The sequence below is a fragment of the Microbacterium sp. genome, assembly GCF_047606685.1.
GTDB lineage: Bacteria > Actinomycetota > Actinomycetes > Actinomycetales > Microbacteriaceae > Microbacterium.
Window position 1 is genome coordinate 1 of the sequence record NZ_JASGEC010000079.1, and the last position, 26160, is coordinate 26160.

The following is a 26160-nucleotide window of genomic DNA, read 5'->3' on the forward strand; positions in this document are numbered from 1 at the left end:
CCGGCGGCGACGCCGCGCTGGACGAGCTGCGCGCGGCCGTCGCCGCCGGCCGCGGCGCGCCGCGGCATCCCCTCTCCTCCCTGGTGTTCTCGTCCGCGTGCCTCGCACCGCCTGTCGTCCTCGCCGTCGGACTGAACTACGCCGCGCACTCCGGCGAATTGGGCCTGAAGGCCGACTCGACGCCGACGGTGTTCGTGCTGTGGCCGAACTCGCTCGCCGGGCACGGCCAGACGACGTCGTGGCCGCGCTCGCTCAGCGAGGCCATCGACTACGAGGCAGAGCTCGGCGTGATCATCGGCACGCCCGCGAAGGATGTCGCGCCCGCCGACGCGCTCGGCCACGTGTGGGGCTACACCGTCGTCAACGACATCACGGCGCGCGACATCCAGTACTCCGAGGCGCAGTGGTCGCGCTGCAAGTCGTTCGACGGATTCACCCCGACCGGCCCGTTCGTGGTCACCGCCGACGAGGTGCCCGACCCGCAAGACCTGCACATCTGGGCGGTCGTCGACGGCCAGACGGTGCAAGACGCCTCGACCGCGCAGATGGTGCGGCCGGTGGCGACGCTGATCGCGCATCTGTCCGGCTCGGCGACGCTGCTGCCGGGCACGCTCATCTCCACCGGCAGCCCGGGCGGCGCCGGCTATTCGCGCGACCCGCAGATCTTCCTGCGCGACCGCTCGACCGTGACGGTCGGCATCGACGGGCTCGGAGAGCTGACGACGCACTGCCGCATCCTCGACTGACGCAACTACCGCCCGGGCTTGCGCGAGAACGCCTCCAGCCGCTCCCGCGGGGTGAGCGCCGCCATCCGCTCCACCCACTCGGCCGAGAAATAGTCGCCCGTCTCGGCGTCGACGACGGGCACGACGGCGTGCGTGACGGTGTCGTCGTACACGTGCACGAGGTGGAACGACTGGCCCGCGTCCATGCCGTTGACCTCCACGGCGGGCTGCGAGATGTCCATCGTGTAGCACGTGGCCGCGGCGACGCTGACCGGAACTCCCGCGAACATTCCGCTCGTGGAATAGTGCAGATGTCCGGCGAGGATGCCGCGCACGTCGGAGCCCGCGATCGCCTCCGCGAGTGCGGGCTGGTCGCGCAGTTCGAGGATGTCGAACAGCGGAAGATGGCTGGGCAGCGGCGGATGGTGCATGGCCAGCAGCGTGCCGTGCGGCGCCGGCTCGGAGAGCACATCGCTCAGCCACGCGAGTTGGTCGTCGCCGAGCTCGCCGTGGTGCCAGCCGGGCACGCTCGTGTCGAGCGCGATGAGCCGCAGCCCGTCGAGGTCGTGCACGCTGGTGACGGGCTCTTGTGTCGGCTCGAGCCCGAGCAGGTCGCGGCGCAGCTCGGGCCGCTCGTCGTGATTGCCGGCGACCCACACCACCGGCGCCCCGAGCCGCTGCGCGACGGGATCGACGGCGGCGCGGAGCGCACGGTAGGCGGCGGGCTCGCCGAGGTCTGCCAGGTCGCCGGTGAAGAGGATCGCGGAGGGTCGGATTCCGGTGCGCGCGATCGCGTCGAGGGTCTTGCCGAGGTTGCCCGCGGTGTCGAACCGTCCACCGAGCGGGCGGTTGCCTTCGAGCAGGTGCGTGTCGCTCACGTGCACGATGACGTGGCGCGCGGGCGGGTACTGGCCGAACTGCACAGGCGACGACGGTGCGGGCATGCCCACAGACTACGTCCCGGCGCCGACCCGGGCTCGGCGCGCGCTCGCCCTCGGCGGGCGCGGGGTGCGCGCCGCGTCAGCGCCCGAGGACGATAAGCGCGATGCCGGCGAGCACCGCGACGCCGCACATGCCGAACGACGCGTAGGCGCCGTACTGGGCGAGCATCTTCTGCCCGTCGGTGAGCGGGCTCTTCCTCGCCGCCTTCGCGGCGGCCTTCTCGGCCCGCTTGGCCTCTTTCTCGGTGATGATCGTGATCGCGTCGGTGAACTCCGCCGGCGGCGCGACCGGCACGCGCCCCGCGCGCACGAGCAGCCGCACCGCGATCGCGTAGAAGCCGACGACGAGGAGGGATGCTGCCAGGGCCGCCGCGAACACCTCGAGGAACGCGAGCCAGTCGATCTCGATCATCGCTTGCCCTCCCGGTCGGTGCGCGCCCACTCCTCGGCCTCGCGGCGCGCGGCGACGCGGGCTTTCGCTTTCGCGTCGGCCTTGCGGCGGGCCTCTTCCTCGCGCATGATGCGGCGCTGGCGGCGCGTGGGCGGCGGGTTGAGCTTGACCCGCACGGCATGGCCCGAGTCGGCGACCTCGCTCATCGCGTTGCTCGCGTCGACGTGGCTGCGGCGGGAGTAGAGGAACAGCCCGACGATGACGGCGACAGCGAGCACGGCGTCGATGAGGACTCCCCACGTCCCGAGCCACACGACGACCAGCGCCGCGCCCGCGCCCACTCCGCCCGCAGCCGGCAGGGTGAGGATCCACCCGATCGCGATGCGCCCGACGGTGCGCCAGCGCACCTTCGAGCCGCGTCGACCGAGGCCGGATCCGATGACCGAGCCCGAGGCCACCTGCGTCGTCGACAGGGCGAACCCGAACACGCTGGAGGCGAGGATCGTCGAGGCCGTGGCGGTCTCGGCCGAGAACCCCTGCGCGGGCTTGACGTCGGTGAGGCCCTTCCCGAGCGTGCGGATGATGCGCCATCCGCCCATGTAGGTGCCGAGCGCGATCGTGCACGCGCACGCGAGGATCACCCAGAAGTACGGGTCGGCGTGCGACGAGTCCTGCCACCCGGCCATGATGAGCGCGAGCGTGATGACGCCCATCGTCTTCTGCGCGTCGTTGGTGCCGTGCGCGAGCGCGACGAGCGACGACGTGAAGATCTGGCCCCAGCGGAACCCGTCGCGGCCGTCCGGCTTGTTGTCGTAGCGGCGGGTGAGCAGGTAGGCGAACCGGGTCGCCGCGAAGGCGATGACGCCCGCCGTGAACGGCGCGATGAGCGCCGGGAGGACGACCTTGCTGAGCACCTGGCCGAAGTCGATCGCGAGCACCCCGACGCCGACGAGCGCGGCTCCGATGAGCCCCCCGAACAGCGCGTGCGACGAACTGGAGGGCAGGCCGAGCAGCCACGTCAGCATGTTCCACGTGATCGCGCCGATGAGCCCGGCGAAGATGAGCGGCAGGAAGTCGGGCGGGCTGATCTGGTCTTCGCGGATGATGCCGTGCGAGATCGTCTTGGACACCTCGGTCGACAAGAAGGCGCCGACGAGGTTCAGTCCGGCCGCCAGCAGCACCGCGACCTTCGGCTTCAACGCGCCGGTCGCGATGGGGGTCGCCATCGCGTTCGCGGTGTCGTGGAACCCATTGGTGAAGTCGAAGAACAGCGCCAGCACGATGACCAGCACGACGATCAGGGTTGCTGTTTCCACCGTTCGCTTTCCTGAATGCGCAGAGAAGGGAGGGGCCGACGGAATCGGCGTCGCGAACGAACAGTTCACCGAGCTTTCATGAACCGGCAACCGGCTGGAACGATCCTCGCACACTCGCGCGCGTGCGCGTAACCCCGCGGCGGCCGCGAAAATGCGCGCCTCGATTACGGTTGACTCGTGGCATCCCCCCAGACGACCCCGGCGCCGATCGCTCAGCGCCGCGCGCACACGCGCGTCCACCACGGCGACGCGTTCGACGACCCGTACGAGTGGCTCCGCGCGAAGGACGACGAGGCGGTCATCGCGCACCTCGAGGCGGAGAACGCGTACACGGACGCGCGCGCCGCCCACTTGGGAGAGCTGCGCGAGCGCGTCTTCCAGGAGATCAAGGGCCGCACGCTCGAGACCGACCTGTCGGTGCCGACCCGGCGCGGCGACTGGTGGTATTACGGGCGCACCGTGGAGGGCAGTCAGTACGGCATCCAGTGCCGGGCCCCGATCGCCTCCCCCGACGACTGGACGCCGCCCGTGTTGTCGCCGCACACCGAGGTCGCAGGCGAGCAGGTGCTGCTCGACGGCAACGTCGAGGCCGAAGGCCACGACTTCTTCGCGCTCGGCTCGTTCGACGTGTCCCGCGACGGCACGCGCCTGCTGTACGGAGTGGATGTCGCCGGCGACGAGCGCTACACGGTGCGCGTGCGCGACCTCTCAACCGGCGAGCAGCTGCCCGATGTCATCCCCGGCACGTTCTCCGGCGCGGAGTTCTCGCCCGACGGCGCCTCGATCGTCTACACGACCGTCGACGACGCGTGGCGGCCCGACACCCTGTGGCGGCACGTCGTGGGCACTCCGGTAGACGACGACACGCCACTGTTCCACGAGCCGGACGAGCGGTTCTGGCTCGGTGGCGGATTCACCCGCAGCGGCGCTTACCTCGAGATCGCGCTGGGCTCGTCGATCACGTCGGAAGTGCTGCTCGTGCCGGCATCCGACCTGTCTGCCGCACCGCGCGTGGTGTGGCCGCGCCGCGAGAGCGTGGAGTACTCGGTCGACCACGCGGTCGTCGACGAGCGCGACGTGTTGCTGGTGCTGCACAACGACGGCGCCCTCGACTTCGAGCTGGTCGAGGTCGACGCCGCCGACCCGCAGGGCGAGCGCCGCGTGCTCGTCGCGCACACGCCGGGGCGACGGCTGCTGGGTGTCGACTGCTTCCGCGACTGGGCGGTGCTCGACTACCGGCGGGACGGGCTGGCGCGCACCGGCATCCTCTCCTACTCCTCCGGCGAGGTGCGCGAGCTCGAGTTCGACGAGCCGCTGTACGCGGTCGGCGCCAGCGGCAACCCGGAGTGGGCTCCCCCGCTGATCCGCCTGGGGTACGCCTCGTTCGTGACTCCCGGCACGGTCTACGACTACGACGTCGCCTCGCGCGAGCTGCACCTGCGCAAGCGCCAGCCGGTACTGGGCGGCTACGAGGCGGCCGACTACGCGCAAGCACGGGTGTGGGCGACGGCGCGCGACGGCGCGCGAGTGCCGATCTCGCTCGTGTGGAAGAGGTCGTTCGGCGACGCCGGCGAGTCGCCGCGGCCCCTGCACCTGTACGGCTACGGATCGTACGAGCACTCGATCGAGCCGGGCTTCTCGGTGCCACGGCTGTCAGAGCTCGACCGCGGCGTGGTGTTCGCGGTCGCGCACGTCCGCGGCGGCGGGGAGCTGGGCCGGCAGTGGTACGAGGACGGCAAGCTGCTCAACAAGCGCAACACCTTCACCGACTTCGTGGACTGCGCGCGCCACCTCGTCGAGGCCGGCTACACGACCCCCGCCCAGTTGGTCGCGGAGGGCGGCTCGGCGGGCGGGCTGCTGATGGGCGCGGTGGCCAACCTCGCGCCAGAGCTGTTCGCCGGCATCCTCGCGGGCGTCCCGTTCGTCGACGCGCTCACGACGATCCTCGACCCGTCGCTGCCGCTGACGGTGATCGAGTGGGACGAGTGGGGCGACCCGCTCCACGACGCCGACGTCTACGCGTACATGAAGTCGTACAGCCCTTACGAGAACGTGCGGACGGACGCCGCGTACCCGCGGATTCTCGCGGTGACCTCGCTCAACGACACGCGCGTGCTGTACGTCGAGCCCGCCAAGTGGGTGGCGCGGCTGCGCGAAGTGGGCGCCGACGCCCTGCTCAAGTGCGAGATGGTCGCCGGGCACGGCGGCGTGAGCGGGCGCTACAACTCGTGGAAGGAGCGCGCGTTCGAGCTGGCATGGCTGCTCGACGTGCTCGGCGTCGCACAGGCCTGACCGGCCGCCGGCTCTGCCCCGCTTTGCCCCGCCCCCGCTTTGCCCCGCCCCGCTTTGCCCAGATCAGGTGATTTCGCGGGGTCAGGACGTTTCGTCGCGGATCGTCCTGACTGCGCGAAATATCCTGATCTGGGTAACGCGGCTTACCCGAACCCCCTGAACTGGGTCAACGCGACTCGCTCGAACCGCGTGGCATGCGCACGCGCGGCGCGCCGAATCTCCTGAGCTGGGATGCTTCGTTCCGCGCAGCCTGTTCCTGCACAGGGGCGCCGGCGCGGGAGTTCTCCACGGATTCGCCCCGACGGCATCCACGCCCCCTGTGATGACGGCACGCTGGGGGCCATGACGAGCTCACCAATCCTGCTGAACCGGCGCGTGAACTCCCTCGAAACGTGGATGCGCACCCATCTCGGTGTGGCGCACAGCTCCGACCTGCGTGCCGCGGGCTTCACCGCCTACGACATCAGGCTCGCGGTCAAGGCCGGCATGCTCGAGCGCGTCCGACGATCGTGGATCGTCTCGACGGACTGCGATCCACGCCGCCGGCAGGCCGCATCCGTCGGCGGACGACTCACGTGCGTCAGCGAGGCCGAAATCCATGGCCTGTGGGTTCCCGCGCACGAGCGGCTGCACGTCGCGGTGCGGGGCAACGCCTCGCGGTTCGACGCCGACGGCTTGCGGCTGCACTGGGGCGCGGCGCCCGCACCGGTGGGCCGCAACGCGGTCGAAGAGCATCCGCTGAATGTGCTCTTCCACGTCGCCCATTGCCTCACGCGCGCGGACGCCCTGGCGGTGTGGGAGTCCGCCATCCGGGCGGGAGTGGTCGATGCCGGGATGCTGCCGCGCGTGGCTTGGCGCAGTTCGGATGCCGCGGCCCTGGCCGCGGTCGCATCCTCCCTCTCCGACTCGGGGCTGGAGACCCACTTCGCGGACCTCATGAGGCGTGCCGGGATCACCGTCCGCCAGCAGATCGTGATCGACGGCCGCCCCGTCGACGGGCTGATCGGCGACTCGCTGGTCGTGCAGACCGACGGCTTCGCCTACCACAGCTCCGCCGCGGACCGACGGCGAGACATTGCCGCCGACGCGCGGCTGGTGATGCTCGGCTACGTCGTGCTGCGGTTCGACTACTACCAGCTTCTGTTCGAACCGGAGCAGGTGCTGCAGACGATCCTGACGGCCATGGCGCAGGGGCTGCACCGCCGGCCCGTTCCCCAGATCAGGTGATTTCGCGCAGTCAGGCCGATCTGCGACGAAATGTCCTGACCACGCCGAATGTCCTGATCTGGGCAACGCGGCTCACCTGAATCTCCTGATCCGGGTAAACGCGGCCGGCTCACCCGAACAGCGCCGCCGCCTCCTCGTAGCGGGCAAGAGGCACCGTGTTGAGCTCGCCGAGCGCTTCGGCGAACGGCACGCGCACCATGTCGGTGCCCTTCAGCGCCACCATGCACCCCCACGAGCCGTCGACGACCGAGTCGGCCGCGGCCAGGCCCAGCCGGGTCGCCAGCACGCGGTCAAAGCCCGCCGGCGAGCCGCCGCGCTGGATGTGGCCGAGCACCGTCGCGCGGGTCTCGATACCGGTGATGCGCTCGATCTCCGGCGCGAGCACCTCGCTGATGCCGCCCAGCCTCGGGCGGTTGAAGGCATCCAGCCCCTTGTCGCTGTACGCCTCGTCCATCCCCTTGAGCGTGAACCCCTCGGAGACCACGACGAGCGGGGCGCGACCACGGTCGTGAGCACGCGTGACGAGCTGGCAGATCTCGTCGATCGACATCGGCACCTCGGGAATGCAGATCGCGTGGGCGCCGGCCGCCATGCCCGCGTGCAGTGCGATCCAGCCCACATGGCGGCCCATGACCTCGGCGACCATGCAGCGCTGGTGCGAGTCGCCGGTCGTGCGCAGGCGGTCCATGGCGTCGGTCGCGATGTTGACAGCGGTGTCGAACCCGAACGCGTAATCGGTGGCGCGCAGGTCGTTGTCGATGGTTTTCGGCACGCCGATCACGTTGATGCCGTCTTTCGACAGGCGGTCGGCCGCGGCCAGCGTGCCCTCGCCGCCGATCGCGATGATGCCGTCGATGCGATGCCGCTCGAAAGTTTTGACGATGTTCTCGGCGCCCCCGCGCGGACCCTCGTACGGGTTGGTGCGGCTCGTGCCCAGAATCGTGCCGCCGATCTTGGCGAGCCCCCTCACCTCGTGCCGGGTGAGCGGGAAGAAGTCGCCGTCGACGACGCCTCGCCAGCCGCCGCGGATGCCGACGAACTCCAGCCCGTGCACGGTCGTGCCCTTGAGCACCGCGCCGCGGATGACGGCGTTCAGCCCGGGGCAGTCGCCACCGCTGGTGAGGATGCCGATCTTCATGAGTGTCCTTGCTGTTGGGGGGATGTCGCGGGACTCACCCGACACTAGTGCCGATGCCGTCGTGCTGCCAGCGGGCAGCGCGACGCGCGGCGTCGGTACGTTGAGTCAATGAGCATAGCCACCGACGCGGCGATCGATCTCACCGCCGCACCATTCAACCTCGACGCGGGCGCTGTGGCCTGGGTCGAGAGCACCGAGTGCGCCCGCGAGGCGGTGACGCTCGTCAAGGATCTCGACGGCGCCCTCCCGCTGAGCCTCGACAAGACGCCGCGCGTCCTCATCTACCCGCTCGGCATCCCGGGACGCGCCTCGCCAGCGAGCGACCGGCTGGCCAAGAGGCTGAACGACCGCGGGTTCCAGGCCACCGTGTTCCCGTACCCCGACCGCGACGACCTCGACGCGGCCATGCAGGGCGAGTTCGGGCTCACGGTCGCGCAGACGAAAGAGCAGTACGACCTCGTGCTGTACGTCGCCGCGATCCGGCAAGTGAGCTTCGGGCCGACCAACCGCACCACGTGGTCGCCGCTGATGGGCAGCAACGCGCCGCACGGCATCCCGGAGGTCCCGATGGTGTTCGTGTCGTTCGACCCGTTCTGCGGGTGCGAGGACGCGCACTGGTGAGGCGGCGCGGCCGTCACTGGCCGCCGAGCGCCTCGCGCAGCAGGTGCATCAGCGCCGACAGCTGAACAGAGTCGCTCGACTCGGGGTCTGTGGCCTCGCCGTCCAGGGCCCGCGCCGCGAGCCCCTGCTTCGAGTCGATGAGCTCGGCGATCTTCGTGTCGATCGTGTGCGCGGCGATGATGCGCCACGCCGTGACCGGCTCGTCCTGTCCGATGCGGTGCACGCGGTCGATCGCCTGCGTCTGCTCGGCCGCCGTCCAAGACAGCTCGGCGAGCACGACGTTCGACGACGCCTGCATGTTCAGGCCCACGCCGGCGGCAGTCAGCGAGCACACCGCGATCGCGACCTCGGGGTCGTTGTTGAACGCGTCGATCGCCTCCTGGCGGGCGGGCGTGGTCTGGTCGCCGCGGATCGACACGGTGCGCAGGCCGGACTCGGCGAAGTGCGCCTCCGCCTGGTCCATGACGTCGATGTGCTTCGCGAAGAACACGACCTTGCCGACCGAGCGCTGCAGTTGCGCCGCGTAGTCGGCCGCGAGCAGCGCCTTGGCCTGGCCGATCCTGCGCACCATCGTGAACACGTTCTCGGCGGCGGCGGCGTTCTTCGACTCGTCGAGCTCGTGCTGGGCCACCATGCGCACGATGTCGTCGTCGATCCCGTGCGTCTCGCGCCCGCGCGCCTCGATGACGCGACGATAGCGCGCGGCCAGTCGCTGCCCGAGCTCGCGCTCGGCGGCGCGGATCGACCGGCCGAACTCGTCGTCGAGCTGCACCGGCAGGTCGGCGATGAGCTTGTCGGGGAGGTCGGCTGCGACATCCTTCTTTTTGCGCCGCACGATGCCCATCGAGATGACCGCGTCGCGCGCCTCGGGGTAGAACGCCTTGTCGGCCGGTGTGAGGCCGGTGCCGTCGAGCTTCTCCATGAGCTCGGGGCCGGGCTTGTCGCCCGTCGGCGCCGTCCAGCCGAGGAAGCGCCAGATCGCGTCGAAGTCCTCGACGTCGTTGATGAGCGGGGTCCCGGTGAGGGCGAGCAGCAGCGGGTCGCGGACGGTCTCGCGGATGCGGGATGCCAGAGCCAGCACGTTCTGCGAGCGCTGCGAAGTCAGGTTCTTGATGAAGTGGGCCTCGTCGACGACCATGCCCTTCAGGCCGATCGACCCCAGCCACGACAAGTGCCGGTCGAGGATCTCGTAATTGACGATGAACACGTCGGCGAACGCGTCGATGTCGTCGCCGTCGCCCTGGATGACGGTGGCGCGGCGCTGTGGCGTCCAGCGCTCGACCTCGCGGGCCCAGTTCATCTTGACGACGTTGGGCACGACCGCCAGCAGCGGATAGGCGCCGGCGACGGATGCCGCGAGCACCGACTCCGCGGTCTTTCCCAGGCCCGGCTCGTCGGCGAGCAGGAAGGTGCGGTGCCCTTCGCGCACGGCCTCGAGGAAGCGTGACTGGTGGGGCATGACCTCGAGCCCCTTGGGCGAGAGGCGGTCGAACTCGGGAACGGGCGGCAGTTCCATCGTGGCCGAGCCGCCGCCGGCGCCCGTCTCGAACGCCTTGTACAGCGGGCCCATGAGCTCCCAGCCGTCCAGTCGGCGGCGAGGCGTCTGCTTGGCCGCCCGGAGCGCAAGGTCGGGCGCGAGGAACGGGTTCGACTCGCGGCGGAACTCGATCTGCGGCGGAGTGACCTGTCGCTCCGCCAGCGCGGCGGGCACGACCGGGGCCGAGACCGGGGCGGGCGTGTCGGTGATGATCAGCTCGTCGGGCGCGAGCTCTGCCCCGGATTCGAGCAGCCAGTCGCGGCGCATGCGCTTGGCGACCGGCGAGGTGGCCTGGTCGACCTCGAGCAGCTGGATGAGCGACGTGTCGCGGGCGGCGGTCTTGGCGAGGATCGTCGCCACGCCGTCGAGGCGTTTGAGCAGCTCGGCGCGGGCGGCGTCGGTCAGCGCGTCGTCGGCCTTGACACGCGCGCGCTCTTCGCGGACGAGGAAGGCGATGACCTGGAACTTGACGCGGTTGGTCGGCCCCAGCTTGCCGCGCTGGGCCTTCGCCTCGACCTCGCGGACCTTGCGGGCGAGGATCGGGATGATGGGCGCCTCGTCGTCGCGGCGCGACGACGAGTTGCGTCGCTGGCCGGATTTGCGGGCGGGTGCCGTGGTGGTCGGCATGCTCCTCCTGAGCGTGTGGGCCGGCGGGTTCCGGCTCTGCCCCCGGGTGAGGGCGGCGGCGCTCCCGCGGACGGAGCCGTCGCGATGGCGCCCTTTGCTTGCGGACACGGAGTCCGCTCGACGCGAGCGCTGGTGCTCGCTTCTGCGAGACGCGGATCGCGCGCGAGAGGACCCCGCCGGCCATTCTAGTGCAAAACCGTTGCCGCGTTTCGTCTCGGGCCTGCGGCCCTCGCTCACCGAGCGGTGGCGTTCCTGACCGCGACGATCGCGTCCCACAGCGCGTCGGCGACCTCGCGCTTGGTGCCGGCCGCCTCGGCGACGACGTCGTCGCCCGAGTCGATGATGACAAGCTCGTTGTCATCGCGCTCGAACCCGGTCGTCCAGCCGACCGCGTTGACCGCAAGGAGATCCACGCCCTTGCGCGCCCTCTTGCGCCGGCCGCGCTCGACGAGCGACTCGCCCTCGGCGGGCGTCTCCGCCGCGAATCCCACGATCGTCTGGCCCGGCGCGCGCCCGGCGACGACAGCGGCGAGGATGTCGGGGGTCTCCACCAGCTCGAGGGTGCGCCCTTCGACGGGCTCAGGGACCGGCACGACGGGCTCAGGGACCGGCACGACAGGCTCGAGGACCGACACGACGGGCTCAGGGACCTGGCGCGCGGACTCTTTCGTCAGCTTCGCCTCCGAGACCGCCGACACCCGATAGTCGGCGACCGCGGCCGCCATCACGACGATGTCTGCTCCCGCCGCGGCCGAGAAGACGGCCGCGGCGAGGTCGGCGGCCGTTCCCGCCGTCACGACATCGATCGCGGGATGCCGCGTGGCGGCCGCGGCGAGCACGTCCGCCTCGATGTGCGCCGCGACAAGGGTGACGCGCGCCCCGCGCTCGGCCGCCGCCACGGCGACCGCGACACCCTGCTTGCCGCTGGAGCGGTTGCCGATGTACCGCACGGGGTCGATCGGCTCGCGCGTGCCGCCGGCGCTCACGACGACGCGCAGCCCGGTGAGGTCGCGCCGGGCGCCGAGCGCCGCGTACGCGGCCTCGAGGATCGCGTCGGGCTCCGACATCCGTCCCGGCCCGCTGTCGCCGCCGGTGAGCGGGCCGTCTTCCGGGCCGACCACGCGCACGCCGCGCGAGCGCAGCGTCCGCAGGTTGTGCTGGGTCGCGGGATGCTGCCACATCTCGCTGTGCATCGCCGGCGCGACGAGCACCGGAGCGGTCGTGGCGAGCAGCGTCGTGCCCAGCAGGTCGTCGGCGATGCCCGCCGCCATCCTCGCCAGCGTGTTCGCCGTCGCCGGCGCCACGACGACGAGATCGGCGGCTTGCCCGAGCGCGACGTGGCGGACGCTGGCGACGTCATCGTGCACCGACGTCGTCACGGGATTGCGGCTGATCGCCTCCCACGTGGGAATGCCGACGAACCGCGTAGCGTCTTGTGTAGGGACGACGTGCACGGCGTGGCCGTCCTGCACCAGCAGGCGCACCAGGTGGACAGTCTTATAGGCGGCGATCCCGCCCGTGACTCCCACGACGACGAACACGATCCGATCCTCCCACGCACGAGCCCTCAGGAGGCCAGCCGATGTGCACGGTGGTCATTCGCGTTCCCGACCGGGCAGGCGACGCAGTGCGCCTGCTGGCGGTGCGCGACGAGGACCCGGGCCGCCCGTGGCTGCCCCTCGGCGAGTCGTGGCCCGACACGCACCCCGGCGTCGTCGGCGTGCGCGACGTGCGGGCGGGCGGCGCATGGCTCGCCGCCGCCCCCGCGTCGGGGCGGCTGGCCGTGCTGCTGAATCGGGCGGATGTCTCCGACCGCCCCGAGTCGGAGCTCGTCTCGCGCGGCGGCATCGTGCTCACGTCGGTGGCCGGCTCGCCGCCGGCGGGCGAGCCGCCGACGCACGGCTTCAATCTCGTCGAGGTCGACGGCCCGACCGCGCGGGTGACGGTGTGGGACGGCGCGCGCCTGCACACCACGGAGCTGGAGCCGGGAACGCACATGCTCGCGCACGACGATGTCGACGACCCGGGCACGGCGCGCATCGCACGGTGGCTGGGCGAGTTCCGGGATGCCGTGCTCGACGGCGACCGGTGGTGGGCGCCGTGGCTCGGCATCCTCGCCCGCTCGGCAGAGCTGTCGCACGACGACGACCGCACCATCATCCGCGACAACCGCGCGTTCGGGTACCCGACGCTGTCGACCCTGCTGTGCGCGGCGACGGTGTCGCCCACCGGGCTCGAGGTGCGCTACGCCGAGCTCGCCGAGCCCGGCGCGTGGAACGACCTCGCCCTCTGAATCAGCCTGCGGGCTCAGACCATGCTCTTGGTGTGCCAGACGGTCTTCGTCTCGGTGAACGCCGTGATCCGCTGCAGGCTCGGGCTCGCGGCATCCGGCCCCGCCTCGGGCCGCAGCACGCGTGTGAGCGTCTCGGCGGCGGCGATCTCCAGGTCAACCCAGTCCAGATCGCCCGCGCCAACGAGGTCGAGCGCGTGCACCTCGGGATGCGAGGCGAGCCACGGCGCGATCTCGGCCGGCGAGCCGGTGAGGATGTTCACCGTGCCGCCGGGCACGTCGCTGGTCGCGAGCACCTCAGCAAGGCTGATCGCCGACAGCGGGTGGCGTTCGGATGCCACGGCCACGACGGTGTTGCCGGACACGAGCGCCGGGGCGATCGCCGACGTGAGGCCGAGCAGCGCGGTGTCTTGCGGAGCCACGATGCCGACCACGCCCGTGGGCTCGGGCACCGAGATGTCGAAGTACGGCCCGGCGACGGGGTTGAGCGCGCCCGCCACCTGAGCGAACTTGTCGCACCATCCCGCGTACCAGACCCAGCGGTCGACCGCCTCGTCGACCTCGGCGCCGGCGGCCGCGGCACTGGCGCCGGTCTGCGCAGCGATCTCGTCGACGAACTGCTGGCGGCGGCCCTCGAGGATCTCGGCCACGCGGTAGAGCACCTGCCCGCGGTTGTACGGCGTCGCGCCCGCCCACTTCGGGCCCGCTCCGACGGCGGCCGTGACGGCATCCCGCGCGTCTTTGCGCGACGCGAGCGCCGCGTTGGCGAGGAAGCCGCCGGTCGGGGAGGCGATCTCGTACGTGCGGCCCGACTCGCTGCGCGGGAACGCGCCGCCGATGAACAGCTTGTACGTCTTGGGCACGGTCAGCCGCTTGCTCATTTCGCGCCTCCCTTCAGGTAGGCGAGGAGGCCATGCCGGCCGCCCTCGCGGCCGTAGCCCGACTCCTTGTAGCCGCCGAACGGCGACGACGGGTCGAACCGGTTGAACGTGTTCGCCCAGACCACGCCGGCGCGCAGCTTGTCGGCGACGGCGAGGATGCGCGAGCCCTTGTCAGTCCAGATGCCCGCCGACAGGCCGTACGGCGTGTTGTTGGCCTTCGCGATGGCCTCCGCCGGGGTGCGGAAAGTCAGCACCGACAGCACCGGGCCGAAGATCTCCTCGCGGGCGATGCGGTGGCTGGCCTGCACGTTGGTGAAGATCGTCGGCGCGAACCAGAACCCGTTCTCGGGGATGGCGCAGTCGGCGCTCCACCGCTCGGCGCCCTCTTCCTCGCCGACGGCGCTGAGCTCGCGGATACGCTGCAGCTGCGCGGCGGAGTTGATCGCCCCGATGTCGGTGTTCTTGTCGAGCGGGTCGCCCAGCCGCAGCGTCGACAGCCGCGTCTTGAGCCGGTCGACGACCTCGTCGTGCACGCTCTCTTGCACCAGCAGGCGGCTGCCGGCGCAGCACACGTGGCCCTGGTTGAAGAAGATGCCGTTGACGATGCCCTCAATCGCCTGGTCGATCGGCGCGTCGTCGAAGACGATGTTCGCCGCCTTGCCGCCGAGCTCGAGCGTGAGCCGCTTGTCGGTGCCGGCGATCGACTTCGCGATCTCGCGGCCGACGCCCGTCGACCCGGTGAAGGCGACCTTGTCGACATCCGGGTGCCGCACCACGGCCGCGCCGGTCGCGCCCGCGCCGGTGACGATGTTCACGACTCCGGGCGGCAGGTCGGCCTGCTGCACGATCTCGGCGAACAGCAGCGCGGTCAGCGGCGTCGTCTCGGCGGGCTTGAGCACGACGGTGTTGCCTGCCGCCAGCGCCGGCGCGATCTTCCACGCCAGCATGAGCAGCGGGAAGTTCCACGGGATCACCTGGCCGGCAACGCCGAGCGAGCGCGGCGCCGCCCCCAGGCCCGCGTGGTCGAGCTTGTCGGCCCAGCCCGCATAGTAGAAGAACCACGCCGCCACCAGCGGCACGTCGACATCCCGGCTCTCTTTGATCGGCTTGCCGTTGTCGAGGCTCTCCGCCACGGCCAGCTCTCGCGCGCGCTCTTGCACGAGTCGCGCGATGCGGAACAAGTACTTGCCGCGGTCACGGCCGCTCATGGGCGACCACACCGTGTCGTGCGCGCGCCGCGCCGCAGCGACAGCACGGTCGACGTCGCCGTCGTCGGCGGTCGCAATGGTCGCGATCGCCCGCTCGTCGGCGGGCGAGATCGTCGTGAACGGCGTGCCCGACCCCGCAACGAAGGCGCCGTCGATGAACAGGCCGTACTCGTCGCGGAGGTTCAGGATGGCGCGCGACTCCGGCGCGGGTGCGTACTCCAGGAAGCTCATGTCAGTGCCTCAATCGATCGTCACGTAGTCGGCGCCGGAGTAGTGCCCGGTCGTCAGCTTCTGCCGCTGCAGCAGCACGTCGTTGACGAGGCTCGACGCGCCGAAGCGGAACAGGTGCGGCTGCAGCCACTCCTCGCCCACCGTCTCGGCGACGGCGACGAGGTATTTGATGGCGTCTTTCGAGGTGCGGATGCCGCCTGCCGGCTTCACTCCGATCCGCTCCCCGGTCGCACGGCGCCAGTCGCGCACGACCTCGAGCATGAGCAGCGTCACCGGCAGCGTCGCGGCCGGCTGCACCTTGCCCGTCGACGTCTTGATGAAGTCTCCGCCGGCGAGGATGGCGAGCCACGACGCGCGCTTGACGTTGTCGTACGTGCCCAGCTCGCCGGTCTCCAAAATGACCTTCAGCGAGGCGGACGACCCGTCCGGCCGGCGGCAGGCATCCTTCACCCGCGCGATCTGGTCGAACACGAGCCCGTACCGGCCGGCGAGGAAAGCGCCGCGGTCGATCACCATGTCGATCTCGTCGGCGCCGTCGGCGACCGCCTCCGCGGTGTCGCGCAGCTTCACCTCGAGCGAGGCGCGACCGCTCGGAAACGCCGTGGCCACCGCGGCGACCGAGACGAGCTTGTCGTCGGGGTCGCCGTGCGCCGCGCCGAGCGCCTCGACGGCGTGCGGGACCATGTCGCCGTACACGCACACGGCGGCCACGCGCGGGCACGTCGGGTCGGAGGCGTCCGGCACGAGCGCCTTCGCTGCCAGCGACCGCACTTTGCCGGGCGTGTCGGCGCCTTCCAGCGTCGTCAGGTCGACGAGCGAGATGATCTTGTCGAGCGCCCACGCCTTCGACGTCGTCTTGATCGAGCGCGTGCCAAGCGACGCGGCGCGCTGCTCGAGGCCGACGGCGTCGACCCCGGGCAGTCCGTGCAGGTACCGCCCGAGCGTGATGTCGTCCGGCTCGCCGCCCAGCAGCTCGACCGCGCGGCTGCGCAGGGTCGTGAGATCGGTGGAGGTCATCATTCGATGGTATTCCGCCCGGCGCAGCGCGGGCGACGCGGTCCGGTCACGCCAGCGCGCTGCGCACGCGCGCGACATCCTCCGCGATCTGCCGCGTGAGCGCCTCGACGCCCTCGAACGCCGCCATGTCGCGGATGCGCTGCACGAACTGCACTTCGACAAGGTGGCCGTACAGGTCGAGGTCGGCCTCGTCGAGCACGTGCGCCTCGACGACCCGCTCGGCGACGTCGTCGAAGGTCGGGTTGGTTCCGACGCTGATCGCCGCTGGGTAGCGGGTGCCGGACCGGAGTCCGTCGGCGGAGCCCTCGTCCACGAGCCACCCCGCGTAGACGCCGTCGGCGGGGACGAATCCCTCCAGGCCCGGGGTCAGGTTCGCCGTCGGGAAGCCCAGCTCGCGTCCACGGCGCTGGCCGGGCACGACCTCGCCCCACACCGACGCGGGGCGGCCGAGCAGCTTGAGCGCTGTCTCGACGTCGCCCGCGGCCAGCAGCTCTCGGATCCACGTCGACGACACGCGCCGGTCGGTGTCGATCGCGCGCACGTCGTCGACGACGTCCACGCGAAAACCCAGCTCGGTTCCCAGCTCGCGCAGCGTGCCGGGCGTGCCGGCGCCGCCGCGGCCGAAGCGGAAGTCGCTGCCCACCAGCACGGTGCGGGCCGAGAGCGCGCGCACCAGCACCGTCTCCACGAACTCGCGCGGCGTCAGCGTCGCAAGACGCTCGTCGAAGCGGAGCATCAGCGTGGCGTCGACGCCGGTCTCCGCGAGCAGCTGCAGCTTCTGGGTCGCCCCGAGCAGGCTCGCCGGGCACATCTCCGGCCGCAAGACGCTGAGCGGGTTGCGGTCGAAGGTCACCGCGACGACCTTCGCGCCGGTGGCCGCGTCGACCCGGGCGCGCTGGATCACCGCGCGATGCCCGGCGTGCACACCGTCGAACTTGCCGATCGCGACGACCGACGGGCCGAAGTCGGCCGGAACCTCGGCGGGGTCGCGGAAGACGATCACGACGCCGCCGCGGAGCCGTGCGCGTCGGCGGCCGGCTTGTGGCGGGCGAGCCACCACAGCCCGAGGAAGGGCAGCACCAGGGGAATGAACAGGTAGCCCATGCCGAACCACGACCACACGGTGGGGTGGGCGAAAAGGGCGGGCAGCGCGAAAGAGAGCGTGCCGACGACGAGGACGCCGACCAGCTCGAACACGATCGCGACCCCGGCGACGGCGTACCACGCGCGCGAGCCCGCGAACACGAGCGCGAGCGTGGCGAGGATGTACACGACCGCCGACACCGCGGACAGCGAGTACGCGAGCGGAGCCTCGTCGAAGCGCTGCGCGATCTGCACGAACGAGCGGCCGGTCGCGGCCAGCGCCATGATCCCGTAGACGATCACGAGGACGCGGCCGATGCCGGTCATCCGGCGGGGGGAGCGGGTGCGGGCAGTCATGACCCGTCAATCCTAGATCGTCCGCACGGCCGCCTCTGATCTTCGGCCTCATATGCCACATTTGCCTCAGAAGTAGACAGACACACCGATAAATGACAATATTCACAGGTCGGACTCACGCCACTCCGACCGAATCGACAGGAAGCCGTCCCCACATGCGCTCGATCCGTTCGCTCCTTCTCACTGTGCCCGTCGCTGTCGCTGTCGTCCTCGCCGGCGCCCCGGCGCCGGCCACCGCCTCCAGCCCGACCGCGGTGCACATCGCCGCCGCGCCAGAGGCCACAACGTTCCGAAACCCGCTGAAAGCCTCGTACACCGTCGTGTCGTTCTACGGCCCGCGCTGCATCCCGCTGCGCGGCGCGTCGACGTGGCACCTCGGCGAGGATCTCGCGGCCTCGAGCGGATCGGGGATCTACTCGATCGCGGCCGGGAAGGTGACGGCCACGGTGAACGGCAGCTCCGCGCAAGCGGGCTACATCGACGTGCGCCACACCATCGGCAGCACCAAGTACATCTCGCGGTACTACCACATCTGGAAGGCGACGACGCGGGTCAAGGTCGGGCAGATCGTGAAGGCCGGCCAGCGCATCTCCGAGGTCGGCAACAGCGGCGTGTCCGGCGGGCCGCACCTGCACCTCGAGATCTGGAAGGTGACCTCCAGCGGCAACGTGTCGGTGAACCCGTACAAGTTCCTCAAGAAGCGCGGAGTGAACATCCGCAAGGAGGCGCGCGCCGTGACCGCGCAGAAGGCGCCGGCGACATGCACGTACTACACCGCCACGAAGGTGAACTTCCGCACCGGAGCGTCGACGTCGAGTCCGATCCTGAGCGTCCTGCCCAAGGGCACGCCGATGGTCCACGTGCCGGGGCAGCGCAAGAACGGCTTCCTGCCGGTGAAGATCGGCGAGCAACGGGGCTGGGTGTCGTGGCCGCTGGTGACGCCGGTCAAGCCGACGGTTGTGTCGCTGGCCGCGCTCACGCCCGCGAACACCGCGAAAGACTACGTGAACCTGCGCAAGAAGCCGTCGCTCAAGGGCAAGATCATCGTCGTGATCCCGAAGGGCGCCAGCCTGAGCAAGGTGAAGGCGACCCACGGCGACTGGCGCAAGGTCACGTACCTGGGCAAGACCGGCTGGATGCACAAGGACTACCTGCAGTCTCCGCCCACCGTCTACACCGCCAAGAGCGCCGTCAACTTGCGCAAGAAGCCTTCTCTGAGCGGCAAGATCCTCCTCGTCATTCCGAAGGGCGCCTACATCGGCTCGGTGCAGGCGAAGAACGGCGTGTGGCGCAAGGTCACGTACAACGACACGACCGGGTGGATGCACAAGAACTACCTCAAGAAGCTGAAGTAGCAGCCGGGGCGCCTCAGGCGAGCTGGACCGTCCAGATCACCTGCATTCGCCACGCCATCACCGCGATCGCCAGGGCGGCGATGCCCATGATCACCGTGCTCCAGCGACTGCGCTCGACCAGCGCCCACGCGACGCCGGCCACCGGCAGCAGCACGGCGGAGACGAGGTACACCCAGAACTCCAGCAGACTCCCGGTGGGCGGATTGCCTGCGAGAGGCGCGATGATCGAGACGACGACCTGCGCGACGAGCAACAACTCCACGAGCCCCATCGCCCCCACCGTGAGATCGCTCGGCCGCCGGCCGGCGAGCCCCAGCGCGACGCACAGGATTCCGGTGGCGGCGGCGACGGCCACCTGGACGTAGGTGAACCACAGGATCATTCGAGTCCTCCCGGCATGTTCATCGCGCTTTTGAGGTCGTCGCCGCGGCGCTCGACGATGCCGACGAGCTCGCCGTCCGGCGCGATCGCGGCGGCCTGCGGCGCCGACAGCCGACCGGCGGCGCCGACGAGCCGCTTGCCATGCCGGAGGTCTCGGGCTTCGGGCTCGGCGACATCCAGTCGCCCGAGCACCGAGGCCGCAACGACCGCGGGCGAGAGCAGGGATGCCGCGGCGACGTCCGGCGCTGCGTCCTCCACGCGCAGCGGGCCGACGCGCGTGCGGCGCAGTGCCGTGAGGTGTCCGCCCACTCCGAGGGCTGCGCCGAGATCGCGCGCGAGGGCGCGGATGTAGGTGCCGCTCGAGCAATCCACCACGACGTCGAGGTCGAGCCCGCCAGCACCTGCGCCGCCCTGAGCGTGGCCTGCGCCGCCCTGAGCGTGGCCTGCGCCGCCCTGAGCGTGGCCTGCGCCGCCCTGAGCTTGCCGAAGGGTCGAAGGGCGCTGCGCCACCACGTCGAATCGCGACACCGTGACCTCCCTCGCCTTGAGGACCACCTCCTCCCCCGCGCGAGCGCGGTCGTAGGCGCGGCGGCCGTCGACCTTGATCGCCGACACGGTGCTGGGCACTTGGCGGATGCGGCCGGTGAGCGCCGCGACGCCGGCGGCGACGCGCTGCGGGGTGACGGCGGCGAGCGCCGCGGCATCCGCTCGCTCCGTCTCCTCCCCGTCGGCGTCGTCGGTCGTGGTCGCGACGCCGAGCCGGATCGTCGCCTCGTACGTCTTGTCGAGGCCGACGAAGTAGGTGAGCAGGCGCGTCGCGCCCTCCACGCCGAGCACGAGCAGGCCGGTCGCCATCGGATCGAGCGTGCCGGCGTGGCCGATCTTGCGTGTGCCGAGCGCGCGGCGGGCGCGCGCGACGACGTCGTGGGATGTCACGCCGCCCGGCTTGTCGACGAGCAGGATGCCGGAGGCCGCCATCAGGCCGCCTCGCGGCGCACGCGGCGCGGGCGTGCCACGTCGGCGTTGTCGACGACCGCAGAGGCGGCCGCCACAGGCTGCGCGTCGCGCAGGTAGAGCTGCTGGCCCGCGTAGTAGCGGCGGTTCGCCGCGGCGCGGGGGTCGGCGTCGCAGCCGTCGCGCAGCGCCATGCGCGCGTACGCGGTTTGGAACGGCACGTCGAGCCACACCGACCAGTCCCACAGGCCGCGCAGGCCGGGTCGGTGCAGGAAGACTCCGTCCACGATCAGCACGGCGTCACGGGGCGCGGTGGCCCACTGGGCCTCGATCGGCGCGTCGCGGGCGACGTCGAACACCGCGAGCTGGAAGCCCGTCGCCGACGTCTGCGCGCCCGCGCGGAACGGGTCGACCAGCACGCGGCGGAAGGCGGCGTAGTCGTACGAGTCGGCGTAGTAGCCCTCGGCGGATCCTCGGCCGCGCGCATAGCGCTCAGCTCGCGGCCGATGGAAGTCGTCGATGCTGGCGCGGCACACCGCGACGCCGTCCTCGGCGAACGCCTCGGCGAGTCCGTCGGCGAAGGTCGTCTTGCCCGCTCCGTCGATGCCGTCCACCGCGACGACGACGCGGCCGGCCCGGTACTCGCGCCGCACCTCGTCGCGAAGCGCGCGCCACAGGGTCGTGACAGGCGTGACGGGCAGTCGCATGGCATCAGCTTAGGCTGGGCCCCATGCCCGAGATCGCCGCGACGCTGATCGCGTGGTACCGGGCGAACGCGCGCGATCTGCCGTGGCGGCGGGCCGGCTTCCGCGCCCGGTTCGGAGCGTGGGGCGTGCTGGTGAGCGAGTTCATGCTGCAGCAGACGCCGGTGGCCCGCGTCATCCCGCACCTGGACGCGTGGCTCGGCCGCTGGCCCACGCCCGCCGACCTCGCCGCCGAGCCGCCGGCCGAGGCCGTGCGGCAGTGGGCGAACCTCGGCTACCCGCGCCGCGCGCTGTGGCTGCACCGCGCCGCCGTCGAGGTGCGCGACCGCCACGGCGGGGTCGTGCCGCGCGACGTCGACGCACTGCTGGCGCTGACCGGCATCGGCGACTACACCGCCCGCGCCGTCGCGGTGTTCGCCTACGGCGACCGCCATCCCGTCGTCGACACGAACACCCGCCGCGTGCTGGCGCGCGCGGTCGACGGGTGCTCGCAGCCGGGGCCGCCGTCGCCGCGCGACCTGGCCGCGATGGCGGCGTTGCTGCCGGAGGATCTCGCACAAGCCGCTGTGCTGAACGCCGCCACGATGGAGCTCGGCGCCGTCGTGTGCACGGCCCGCGCGCCGCGCTGCGAGGCATGCCCGATCGCGTCGGCGTGCGCGTGGCGCGCGGCCGGCTACCCCGACACCGGCGACGAGCGCAGGCGGCAGGCGCCCTACGAGGGCAGCGACCGCCAAGCGCGCGGAGCCGTGCTGCGCGCGCTGCGGCACACCGACGCGCATGCTGTCGCAATCGACGACGTGATCGCGGGCTGGCCCGACGCGAGGCAGCGCGACCGCGCGATCGACTCGCTCATCGCCGACGGCCTGGCGGAGGCGTCGGACGGGATGCTGCGCCTGCCCGTGTGACCTCGGCCCGTCCGACCCCCCGCACGTGCCGGCTTCGCCGAATCTCCTGATTTCGCGGGCTCAGGGCGATCCGGCAGCACACGTCCTGACTGCGCGAAATCCCCTGATCTGGCGCACGCCGTCATCGCGACCGGCGCCCGCGTTTATCGTGGACACCACCGACTTCCCGAGGAGTTCCCCCATGCCCGAATCGTTCCGCGTCTCCCCCGAGGTCGCCGAGGCCGTCGCGGCCGGGCGGCCGGTGCTCGCCCTCGAGTCGACGATCATCACGCACGGGCTGCCGCGCCCGCGCAACCTCGAGGTCGGCCTCGAGGCCGAGCGCATCGTGCGCGAGCTGGGGGCGGTTCCCGCCACGATCGGCGTCGTGGACGGGGTCGCCACGGTCGGGCTGAGCGAGGCCGACCTCCAGCGGCTCTCCGCCGACCCCGCCGTCGTGAAGGCGAGCGTGCGGGATCTGCCGGTGCTGTTCGCGAAGGAGTTGAGCGGGGGCACAACCGTCGCCGCCACCGCCTACCTCGCGCAGCGCGCGGGCGTGCGCGTGTTCTCGACCGGCGGGCTCGGTGGCGTCCACCGCGAGGCGCAGCGCACGTTCGACGAGTCGGCCGACCTGCCCGCGCTCGCCGAACTGCCGATCGTGCTGGTCAGCGCCGGCGTCAAGTCGATCCTCGACATCCCGCTCACGCTCGAGCGCCTCGAGACGCTGGGGCTGACCGTGCTCGGCTACGGCACGACCGACTACCCCGGCTTCTACATCGCCGACTCGGGCTACGACGTCGACTATGCGGTGTCGAGCCCGGAGGAGGTCGCCGCCGTCGCTGCCGCCCGCGACGCGCTCGGCCTGCGCACGGCGGTGCTGGTCGCCAACCCCGTGCCGGAGTCCGAGCAGCTGCCGGTCGGCTTGCACGCCGAGATCCTCGCGAAGGCATTGGCCGCGGCCGAGGCCGAGGGTGTCTCCGGGCACGACACGACGCCGTTCCTGCTCGACTACATCCAGCGCGAGACCGGCGGCCGCAGCCTCGACGTCAATGTCGCCGTGTACCGCGGCAACGTGGCACTCGGCGCGCGGATCGCGGCGGCGCTGAGCGCCCGCTGCTGACGCCCACTGCTGACGCCCGGCGCGGCGCCCGGCGCGGCGTGACCGTGGACGCCGATACCCGCTTTGCGCGCCGAGACCCCTCTCGCGCGCCGACACTCGCCTCCTGACGCCGCGTCTCGCCGCGCATCGCGGGTATCGGCGCGCAAAGCGGGTCTCGCGGCGCGGAGGAATGCGCCGCCGCCGGCACTGCTCGTGCGGCTCGCCCACTGCTGGCGCCCGGCGCGGCACGACGATTCCTGCACATGCATGTGCAGGTCATGCCTGCGCTCGAGCTCATCGAGCGGACGCACGCGCGCGGGCGGGATGCCGTGCACGCGGCGACCGCGCTTGCCTACGGCATCGAGACGATCGCGTCGTTCGACCCCGCGTTCGACGGCATTCCCGGAGTGTGCCGGGTGCTACTGGTCGTCGGCCTCGCGTGGCTTGACGTACGGGTCGGCGTCGCCGGCATACGACGCCGTCGACGCGAGGCCGGCCACGGCCTCGTCGCGCTCGCGCGCTTCGCGCAGCAGCGCCGCGATGTGGTCGGCGTTCTCCGGAATCGCGTCGGGGATGAACTCGAGCGTCGGGGTGAGCCGGACGCCGAGCTTCTTGCCCACGTCGCTGCGCAGCATCCCGGTCGCAGACTTCAGCGCCTCGGCGGTTCCCGCCCGCTCCTCCTCCGTGCCGAGCACGGTGTAGAACACCGAGGCGTGCTGCAGGTCGCCCGTCACCCGCACATCGGTGATCGTGACGAAGCCGAGCCGCGGGTCGCGCAGCCCTTTCTCGAGCCGCTCGGCGATGAGGACACGGATGCGGTCAGCCAGCCGCGCCTGTCGTTCGTTGCCCATTTCCCTCTCCCTTCCAGGCTCCGGCCGCCCCGCGAACGGGGCGGCCGCCTGGTCAGCCGCGCGGCTTCTCGACGAGCTCGGTCGTCTCGATCTCGTCGCCGACCTGGATGTCGTTGTACTTGCCCAGGCCGATACCGCACTCGAAGTCGGTCTTGACCTCGGTGACGTCGTCCTTGAACCGACGCAACGACTCGATCGCCAGGCCGTCGGCGATCACCACTCCGTCGCGGATCACGCGCGCCTTCGCGTTGCGCGTGATCGTGCCCGAGCGGACGATGACACCCGCGATGTTGCCGAACTTCGAGGAGCGGAACACCTCGCGGATCTCGGCGACGCCCGACTGCACCTCTTCGTATTCCGGTTTGAGCATGCCCGTGAGCGACTGCTCGACGTCGTCGATCGCGTTGTAGATGACCGAGTAGAAGCGGATGTCGACGCCCTCGCGCGACGCGCGCTCGCGCGCCTTCGCGTCGGGGCGGACGTTGAACCCGATGACGATCGCGTTGTCGATCGTCGCGAGGTTCACATCCGACTCGGTGATCGCGCCGACGCCGCGGTGGATGATCCGCAGCTGCACCGACTCGTCCACCTCGATCTTCAGCAGCGACTCCTCCAGCGCCTCGACGGCGCCGGACACGTCGCCCTTGATGATGAGGTTGAGCGACTCGACCTTGCCCTCCTCAAGAGCGCGCGTGAAGTCTTCGAGCGAGATGCGCTTGCGGGCCTTCGCCAGCTGCGCATTGCGCTCGGCTGCCTCGCGCTTCTCGGCGATCTGGCGAGCCATCCGGTCCTCGTCGGTGACGATGAACGTGTCGCCCGCGCGCGGGACGGAGTTCAACCCCTGCACCTGCACGGGACGCGACGGGTAGGCCTCCTCGACGGCTTCGCCGTTCTCGTCGACCATCGCGCGCACGCGCCCGTAGGCCGTGCCCGCGACGATCGCGTCGCCCACCCGGAGAGTGCCGGACTGGATGAGCACCGTCGCCACCGAGCCGCGGCCCTTGTCGAGCTTCGCCTCGATCGCGACGCCACGCGCCGCCTTGTTGGGGTTCGCCGTGAGGTCGAGCCCGGCGTCGGCGGTCAGCAGAACCGCATCCAACAGCTCCTGGATGTTGGTGCCCTGGCGCGCGGAGACGTCGACGAACATGACGTCGCCGCCGTACTCCTCGGCGACCAGGCCGTACTCGGTCAGTTGCTGGCGCACCTTGGCCGGGTTGGCCTCGGGCTTGTCGACCTTGTTGACGGCGACCACGATCGGCACGTTCGCCGCTTGCGCGTGGTTCAGCGCCTCCACGGTCTGGGGCATGATGCCGTCGTCGGCCGCGACCACGAGGATCGCGATGTCGGTGACCTGGGCGCCGCGGGCGCGCATGGCGGTGAACGCCTCGTGGCCCGGGGTGTCGATGAAGGTGATGGCGCGCTCGATGCCCTCGTGCTCGGTCCACACCTGGTAGGCGCCGATGTGCTGGGTGATGCCGCCGGCCTCGCCCGCCACGACGTTGGTCTGGCGGATGGCGTCGAGCAGTCGCGTCTTTCCGTGGTCGACGTGGCCCATCACGGTGACCACAGGCGGACGGATCTCGAGGTCGTCCTCGTTTTCGTCCTCCAGCTCCTTCTCCAGGTCGAGGCCGAAGCCCTCCAGCAGCTCCTTGTCCTCGTCCTCGGGCGAGACCATCTGGATCTTGTAGCCGAGCTCGGCGCCGAGCACCTCGAAGGTCGCCTCGTCGAGCGACTCGGTCGCCGTCGCCATCTCGCCGAGGTTGAAGAGGATGGTGACAAGTGTTCCCGGCTGCACGGTGTAGCCGCGGATCGCCTCGAGCTTGTCGGCGAAGTCGGAGATCGACGCGCCGCGGCGGAGGCGGATGATCTCGCCGTTGCCCTTCTGGACGTTGACGCCGCCGACGACCGGGGCGTCCCTCATTTCGAACTCTTGGCGCTTCGCCCTGCGCGACTTGCGCTGCTTGGACTTGCCGCCGCCCTTGCCGAACGCGCCGGCCGTGCCACCGCCGGGGCCGCGGCCGCGGCCGCCACCGCCGGGACGGCCGGCGAACCC

The 26160-nt window shown here is 71.2% G+C and carries 24 protein-coding genes; 8 read left to right on the forward strand and 16 right to left on the reverse strand.

Going from position 1 to position 26160, the window contains the following annotated elements; translation table 11 throughout:
- A partial coding sequence (locus QM611_RS09560; RefSeq protein ID WP_415079684.1) for a fumarylacetoacetate hydrolase family protein occupies positions 1 to 746 on the forward strand: 746 nt, incomplete at its 5' end.
- Positions 747 to 751: 5 nt separating this feature from the next.
- Here the strand turns inward: QM611_RS09560 and QM611_RS09565 are convergent.
- From QM611_RS09565 to QM611_RS09575, 3 genes are all read right to left on the reverse strand, one after another.
- A complete protein-coding gene (locus QM611_RS09565) occupies positions 752 to 1669 on the reverse strand; it encodes a phosphodiesterase (RefSeq protein WP_415079685.1) in 918 nt (305 codons plus the stop codon).
- A 76-nt stretch (positions 1670 to 1745) separates the two neighbouring features.
- Positions 1746 to 2078, reverse strand: coding sequence for a peptidase (locus QM611_RS09570; RefSeq protein WP_415079686.1), 333 nt, complete (start codon positions 2076 to 2078; stop codon positions 1746 to 1748).
- Positions 2075 to 3373 carry an inorganic phosphate transporter gene (locus QM611_RS09575; RefSeq protein ID WP_415079687.1) on the reverse strand — a complete coding sequence of 433 codons (1299 nt, stop codon included), beginning with the start codon at positions 3371 to 3373 and terminating at the stop codon, positions 2075 to 2077. Before QM611_RS09575 ends, QM611_RS09570 begins: the two co-directional genes overlap by 4 nt.
- Before the next feature lie 177 nt (positions 3374 to 3550).
- Between QM611_RS09575 and QM611_RS09580 the strand changes: the two genes are divergently transcribed.
- Complete coding sequence (locus QM611_RS09580; protein ID WP_415079688.1) at positions 3551 to 5665, forward strand: S9 family peptidase; 2115 nt, start codon at positions 3551 to 3553, stop codon at positions 5663 to 5665.
- A 342-nt stretch (positions 5666 to 6007) separates the two neighbouring features.
- On the forward strand, positions 6008 to 6892 hold the full coding sequence (locus QM611_RS09585) for an endonuclease domain-containing protein (RefSeq protein WP_415079689.1): 885 nt from the start codon (positions 6008 to 6010) through the stop codon (positions 6890 to 6892).
- A 109-nt stretch (positions 6893 to 7001) separates the two neighbouring features.
- On the opposite strand, the gene QM611_RS09590 is transcribed toward QM611_RS09585, so the two are convergent.
- Entirely contained in the window at positions 7002 to 8030 is a 1029-nt protein-coding gene (locus QM611_RS09590) for an ATP-dependent 6-phosphofructokinase (protein WP_415079690.1), read from the reverse strand.
- A gap of 108 nt (positions 8031 to 8138) precedes the next feature.
- Here QM611_RS09590 and QM611_RS09595 point away from each other — a divergent pair, with 108 nt between their 5' ends.
- Positions 8139 to 8651 carry a hypothetical protein gene (locus QM611_RS09595; RefSeq protein ID WP_415079691.1) on the forward strand — a complete coding sequence of 171 codons (513 nt, stop codon included), beginning with the start codon at positions 8139 to 8141 and terminating at the stop codon, positions 8649 to 8651.
- Positions 8652 to 8664: 13 nt separating this feature from the next.
- On the opposite strand, the gene QM611_RS09600 is transcribed toward QM611_RS09595, so the two are convergent.
- A complete protein-coding gene (locus QM611_RS09600; protein WP_415079692.1) occupies positions 8665 to 10815 on the reverse strand; it encodes a DEAD/DEAH box helicase in 2151 nt (716 codons plus the stop codon).
- A gap of 233 nt (positions 10816 to 11048) precedes the next feature.
- Positions 11049 to 12356 (reverse strand): bifunctional phosphopantothenoylcysteine decarboxylase/phosphopantothenate--cysteine ligase CoaBC, encoded by a 1308-nt coding sequence (gene coaBC / locus QM611_RS09605; protein WP_415079693.1) that lies wholly within the window; start codon positions 12354 to 12356, stop codon positions 11049 to 11051.
- 41 nt (positions 12357 to 12397) lie between these two features.
- Here coaBC and QM611_RS09610 point away from each other — a divergent pair, with 41 nt between their 5' ends.
- Entirely contained in the window at positions 12398 to 13108 is a 711-nt protein-coding gene (locus tag QM611_RS09610) for an NRDE family protein (RefSeq protein ID WP_415079694.1), read from the forward strand.
- A gap of 14 nt (positions 13109 to 13122) precedes the next feature.
- On the opposite strand, the gene QM611_RS09615 is transcribed toward QM611_RS09610, so the two are convergent.
- From QM611_RS09615 to QM611_RS09635, 5 genes are read right to left on the reverse strand one after another with little or no spacing between them, the layout of a single operon-like run.
- Entirely contained in the window at positions 13123 to 13986 is an 864-nt protein-coding gene (locus QM611_RS09615) for an aldehyde dehydrogenase family protein (RefSeq protein WP_415079695.1), read from the reverse strand.
- Positions 13983 to 15425 (reverse strand): aldehyde dehydrogenase family protein, encoded by a 1443-nt coding sequence (locus QM611_RS09620; RefSeq protein ID WP_415079696.1) that lies wholly within the window; start codon positions 15423 to 15425, stop codon positions 13983 to 13985. Before QM611_RS09620 ends, QM611_RS09615 begins: the two co-directional genes overlap by 4 nt.
- Before the next feature lie 9 nt (positions 15426 to 15434).
- Entirely contained in the window at positions 15435 to 16442 is a 1008-nt protein-coding gene (deoC, locus tag QM611_RS09625) for a deoxyribose-phosphate aldolase (RefSeq protein ID WP_415079697.1), read from the reverse strand.
- A 46-nt stretch (positions 16443 to 16488) separates the two neighbouring features.
- Positions 16489 to 17445, reverse strand: a complete 957-nt coding sequence (locus QM611_RS09630; RefSeq protein ID WP_415079698.1) for a bifunctional riboflavin kinase/FAD synthetase — start codon at positions 17443 to 17445, stop codon at positions 16489 to 16491.
- A complete protein-coding gene (locus tag QM611_RS09635) occupies positions 17442 to 17882 on the reverse strand; it encodes a hypothetical protein (RefSeq protein WP_415079699.1) in 441 nt (146 codons plus the stop codon). The genes QM611_RS09630 and QM611_RS09635 overlap by 4 nt, the downstream gene beginning before the upstream one ends.
- A gap of 155 nt (positions 17883 to 18037) precedes the next feature.
- Between QM611_RS09635 and QM611_RS09640 the strand changes: the two genes are divergently transcribed.
- Entirely contained in the window at positions 18038 to 19237 is a 1200-nt protein-coding gene (locus tag QM611_RS09640) for an SH3 domain-containing protein (RefSeq protein ID WP_415079700.1), read from the forward strand.
- A 13-nt stretch (positions 19238 to 19250) separates the two neighbouring features.
- On the opposite strand, the gene QM611_RS09645 is transcribed toward QM611_RS09640, so the two are convergent.
- From QM611_RS09645 to QM611_RS09655, 3 genes are read right to left on the reverse strand one after another with little or no spacing between them, the layout of a single operon-like run.
- On the reverse strand, positions 19251 to 19619 hold the full coding sequence (locus tag QM611_RS09645; RefSeq protein ID WP_415079701.1) for a hypothetical protein: 369 nt from the start codon (positions 19617 to 19619) through the stop codon (positions 19251 to 19253).
- On the reverse strand, positions 19616 to 20596 hold the full coding sequence (gene truB / locus QM611_RS09650; protein WP_415079702.1) for a tRNA pseudouridine(55) synthase TruB: 981 nt from the start codon (positions 20594 to 20596) through the stop codon (positions 19616 to 19618). The genes QM611_RS09645 and truB overlap by 4 nt, the downstream gene beginning before the upstream one ends.
- Positions 20596 to 21279 carry a uridine kinase gene (locus QM611_RS09655; protein WP_415079703.1) on the reverse strand — a complete coding sequence of 228 codons (684 nt, stop codon included), beginning with the start codon at positions 21277 to 21279 and terminating at the stop codon, positions 20596 to 20598. The genes truB and QM611_RS09655 overlap by 1 nt, the downstream gene beginning before the upstream one ends.
- Positions 21280 to 21302: 23 nt before the next feature.
- On the opposite strand from QM611_RS09655, the gene QM611_RS09660 reads away from it, so the two are divergent.
- Together QM611_RS09660 and QM611_RS09665 are read left to right on the forward strand one after the other, a co-directional pair.
- Positions 21303 to 22181: an A/G-specific adenine glycosylase gene (locus QM611_RS09660; protein ID WP_415079704.1), complete on the forward strand. Its 879-nt coding sequence runs from the start codon at positions 21303 to 21305 to the stop codon at positions 22179 to 22181.
- A gap of 181 nt (positions 22182 to 22362) precedes the next feature.
- Positions 22363 to 23277 (forward strand): pseudouridine-5'-phosphate glycosidase, encoded by a 915-nt coding sequence (locus tag QM611_RS09665; protein WP_415079705.1) that lies wholly within the window; start codon positions 22363 to 22365, stop codon positions 23275 to 23277.
- 398 nt (positions 23278 to 23675) lie between these two features.
- Here the strand turns inward: QM611_RS09665 and rbfA are convergent, their stop codons facing one another.
- Positions 23676 to 24107: a 30S ribosome-binding factor RbfA gene (gene rbfA, locus QM611_RS09670; RefSeq protein ID WP_415079706.1), complete on the reverse strand. Its 432-nt coding sequence runs from the start codon at positions 24105 to 24107 to the stop codon at positions 23676 to 23678.
- A 52-nt stretch (positions 24108 to 24159) separates the two neighbouring features.
- Positions 24160 to 26160 (reverse strand): translation initiation factor IF-2 (gene infB / locus QM611_RS09675; RefSeq protein WP_415079707.1); only part of this gene is annotated, 2001 nt, incomplete at its 5' end.

Coding starts and splice junctions, on each gene's coding strand:
- deoC (WP_415079697.1), bottom strand. CDS start 16,442: ATGACCTCCACCGATCTCACGACCCTGCGCAGCCGCGCGGTCGAGCTG.
- QM611_RS09635 (WP_415079699.1), bottom strand. CDS start 17,882: ATGACTGCCCGCACCCGCTCCCCCCGCCGGATGACCGGCATCGGCCGC.
- QM611_RS09585 (WP_415079689.1), top strand. CDS start 6,008: ATGACGAGCTCACCAATCCTGCTGAACCGGCGCGTGAACTCCCTCGAA.
- QM611_RS09640 (WP_415079700.1), top strand. CDS start 18,038: ATGCGCTCGATCCGTTCGCTCCTTCTCACTGTGCCCGTCGCTGTCGCT.
- QM611_RS09665 (WP_415079705.1), top strand. CDS start 22,363: ATGCCCGAATCGTTCCGCGTCTCCCCCGAGGTCGCCGAGGCCGTCGCG.
- truB (WP_415079702.1), bottom strand. CDS start 20,596: ATGGCGGCCTCCGGCATCCTGCTCGTCGACAAGCCGGGCGGCGTGACA.
- rbfA (WP_415079706.1), bottom strand. CDS start 24,107: ATGGGCAACGAACGACAGGCGCGGCTGGCTGACCGCATCCGTGTCCTC.
- QM611_RS09610 (WP_415079694.1), top strand. CDS start 12,398: ATGTGCACGGTGGTCATTCGCGTTCCCGACCGGGCAGGCGACGCAGTG.
- QM611_RS09620 (WP_415079696.1), bottom strand. CDS start 15,425: ATGAGCTTCCTGGAGTACGCACCCGCGCCGGAGTCGCGCGCCATCCTG.
- QM611_RS09595 (WP_415079691.1), top strand. CDS start 8,139: ATGAGCATAGCCACCGACGCGGCGATCGATCTCACCGCCGCACCATTC.
- QM611_RS09565 (WP_415079685.1), bottom strand. CDS start 1,669: ATGCCCGCACCGTCGTCGCCTGTGCAGTTCGGCCAGTACCCGCCCGCG.
- QM611_RS09655 (WP_415079703.1), bottom strand. CDS start 21,279: ATGCGACTGCCCGTCACGCCTGTCACGACCCTGTGGCGCGCGCTTCGC.
- QM611_RS09660 (WP_415079704.1), top strand. CDS start 21,303: ATGCCCGAGATCGCCGCGACGCTGATCGCGTGGTACCGGGCGAACGCG.
- QM611_RS09600 (WP_415079692.1), bottom strand. CDS start 10,815: ATGCCGACCACCACGGCACCCGCCCGCAAATCCGGCCAGCGACGCAAC.
- QM611_RS09570 (WP_415079686.1), bottom strand. CDS start 2,078: ATGATCGAGATCGACTGGCTCGCGTTCCTCGAGGTGTTCGCGGCGGCC.
- QM611_RS09645 (WP_415079701.1), bottom strand. CDS start 19,619: ATGATCCTGTGGTTCACCTACGTCCAGGTGGCCGTCGCCGCCGCCACC.
- QM611_RS09615 (WP_415079695.1), bottom strand. CDS start 13,986: ATGAGCAAGCGGCTGACCGTGCCCAAGACGTACAAGCTGTTCATCGGC.
- QM611_RS09590 (WP_415079690.1), bottom strand. CDS start 8,030: ATGAAGATCGGCATCCTCACCAGCGGTGGCGACTGCCCCGGGCTGAAC.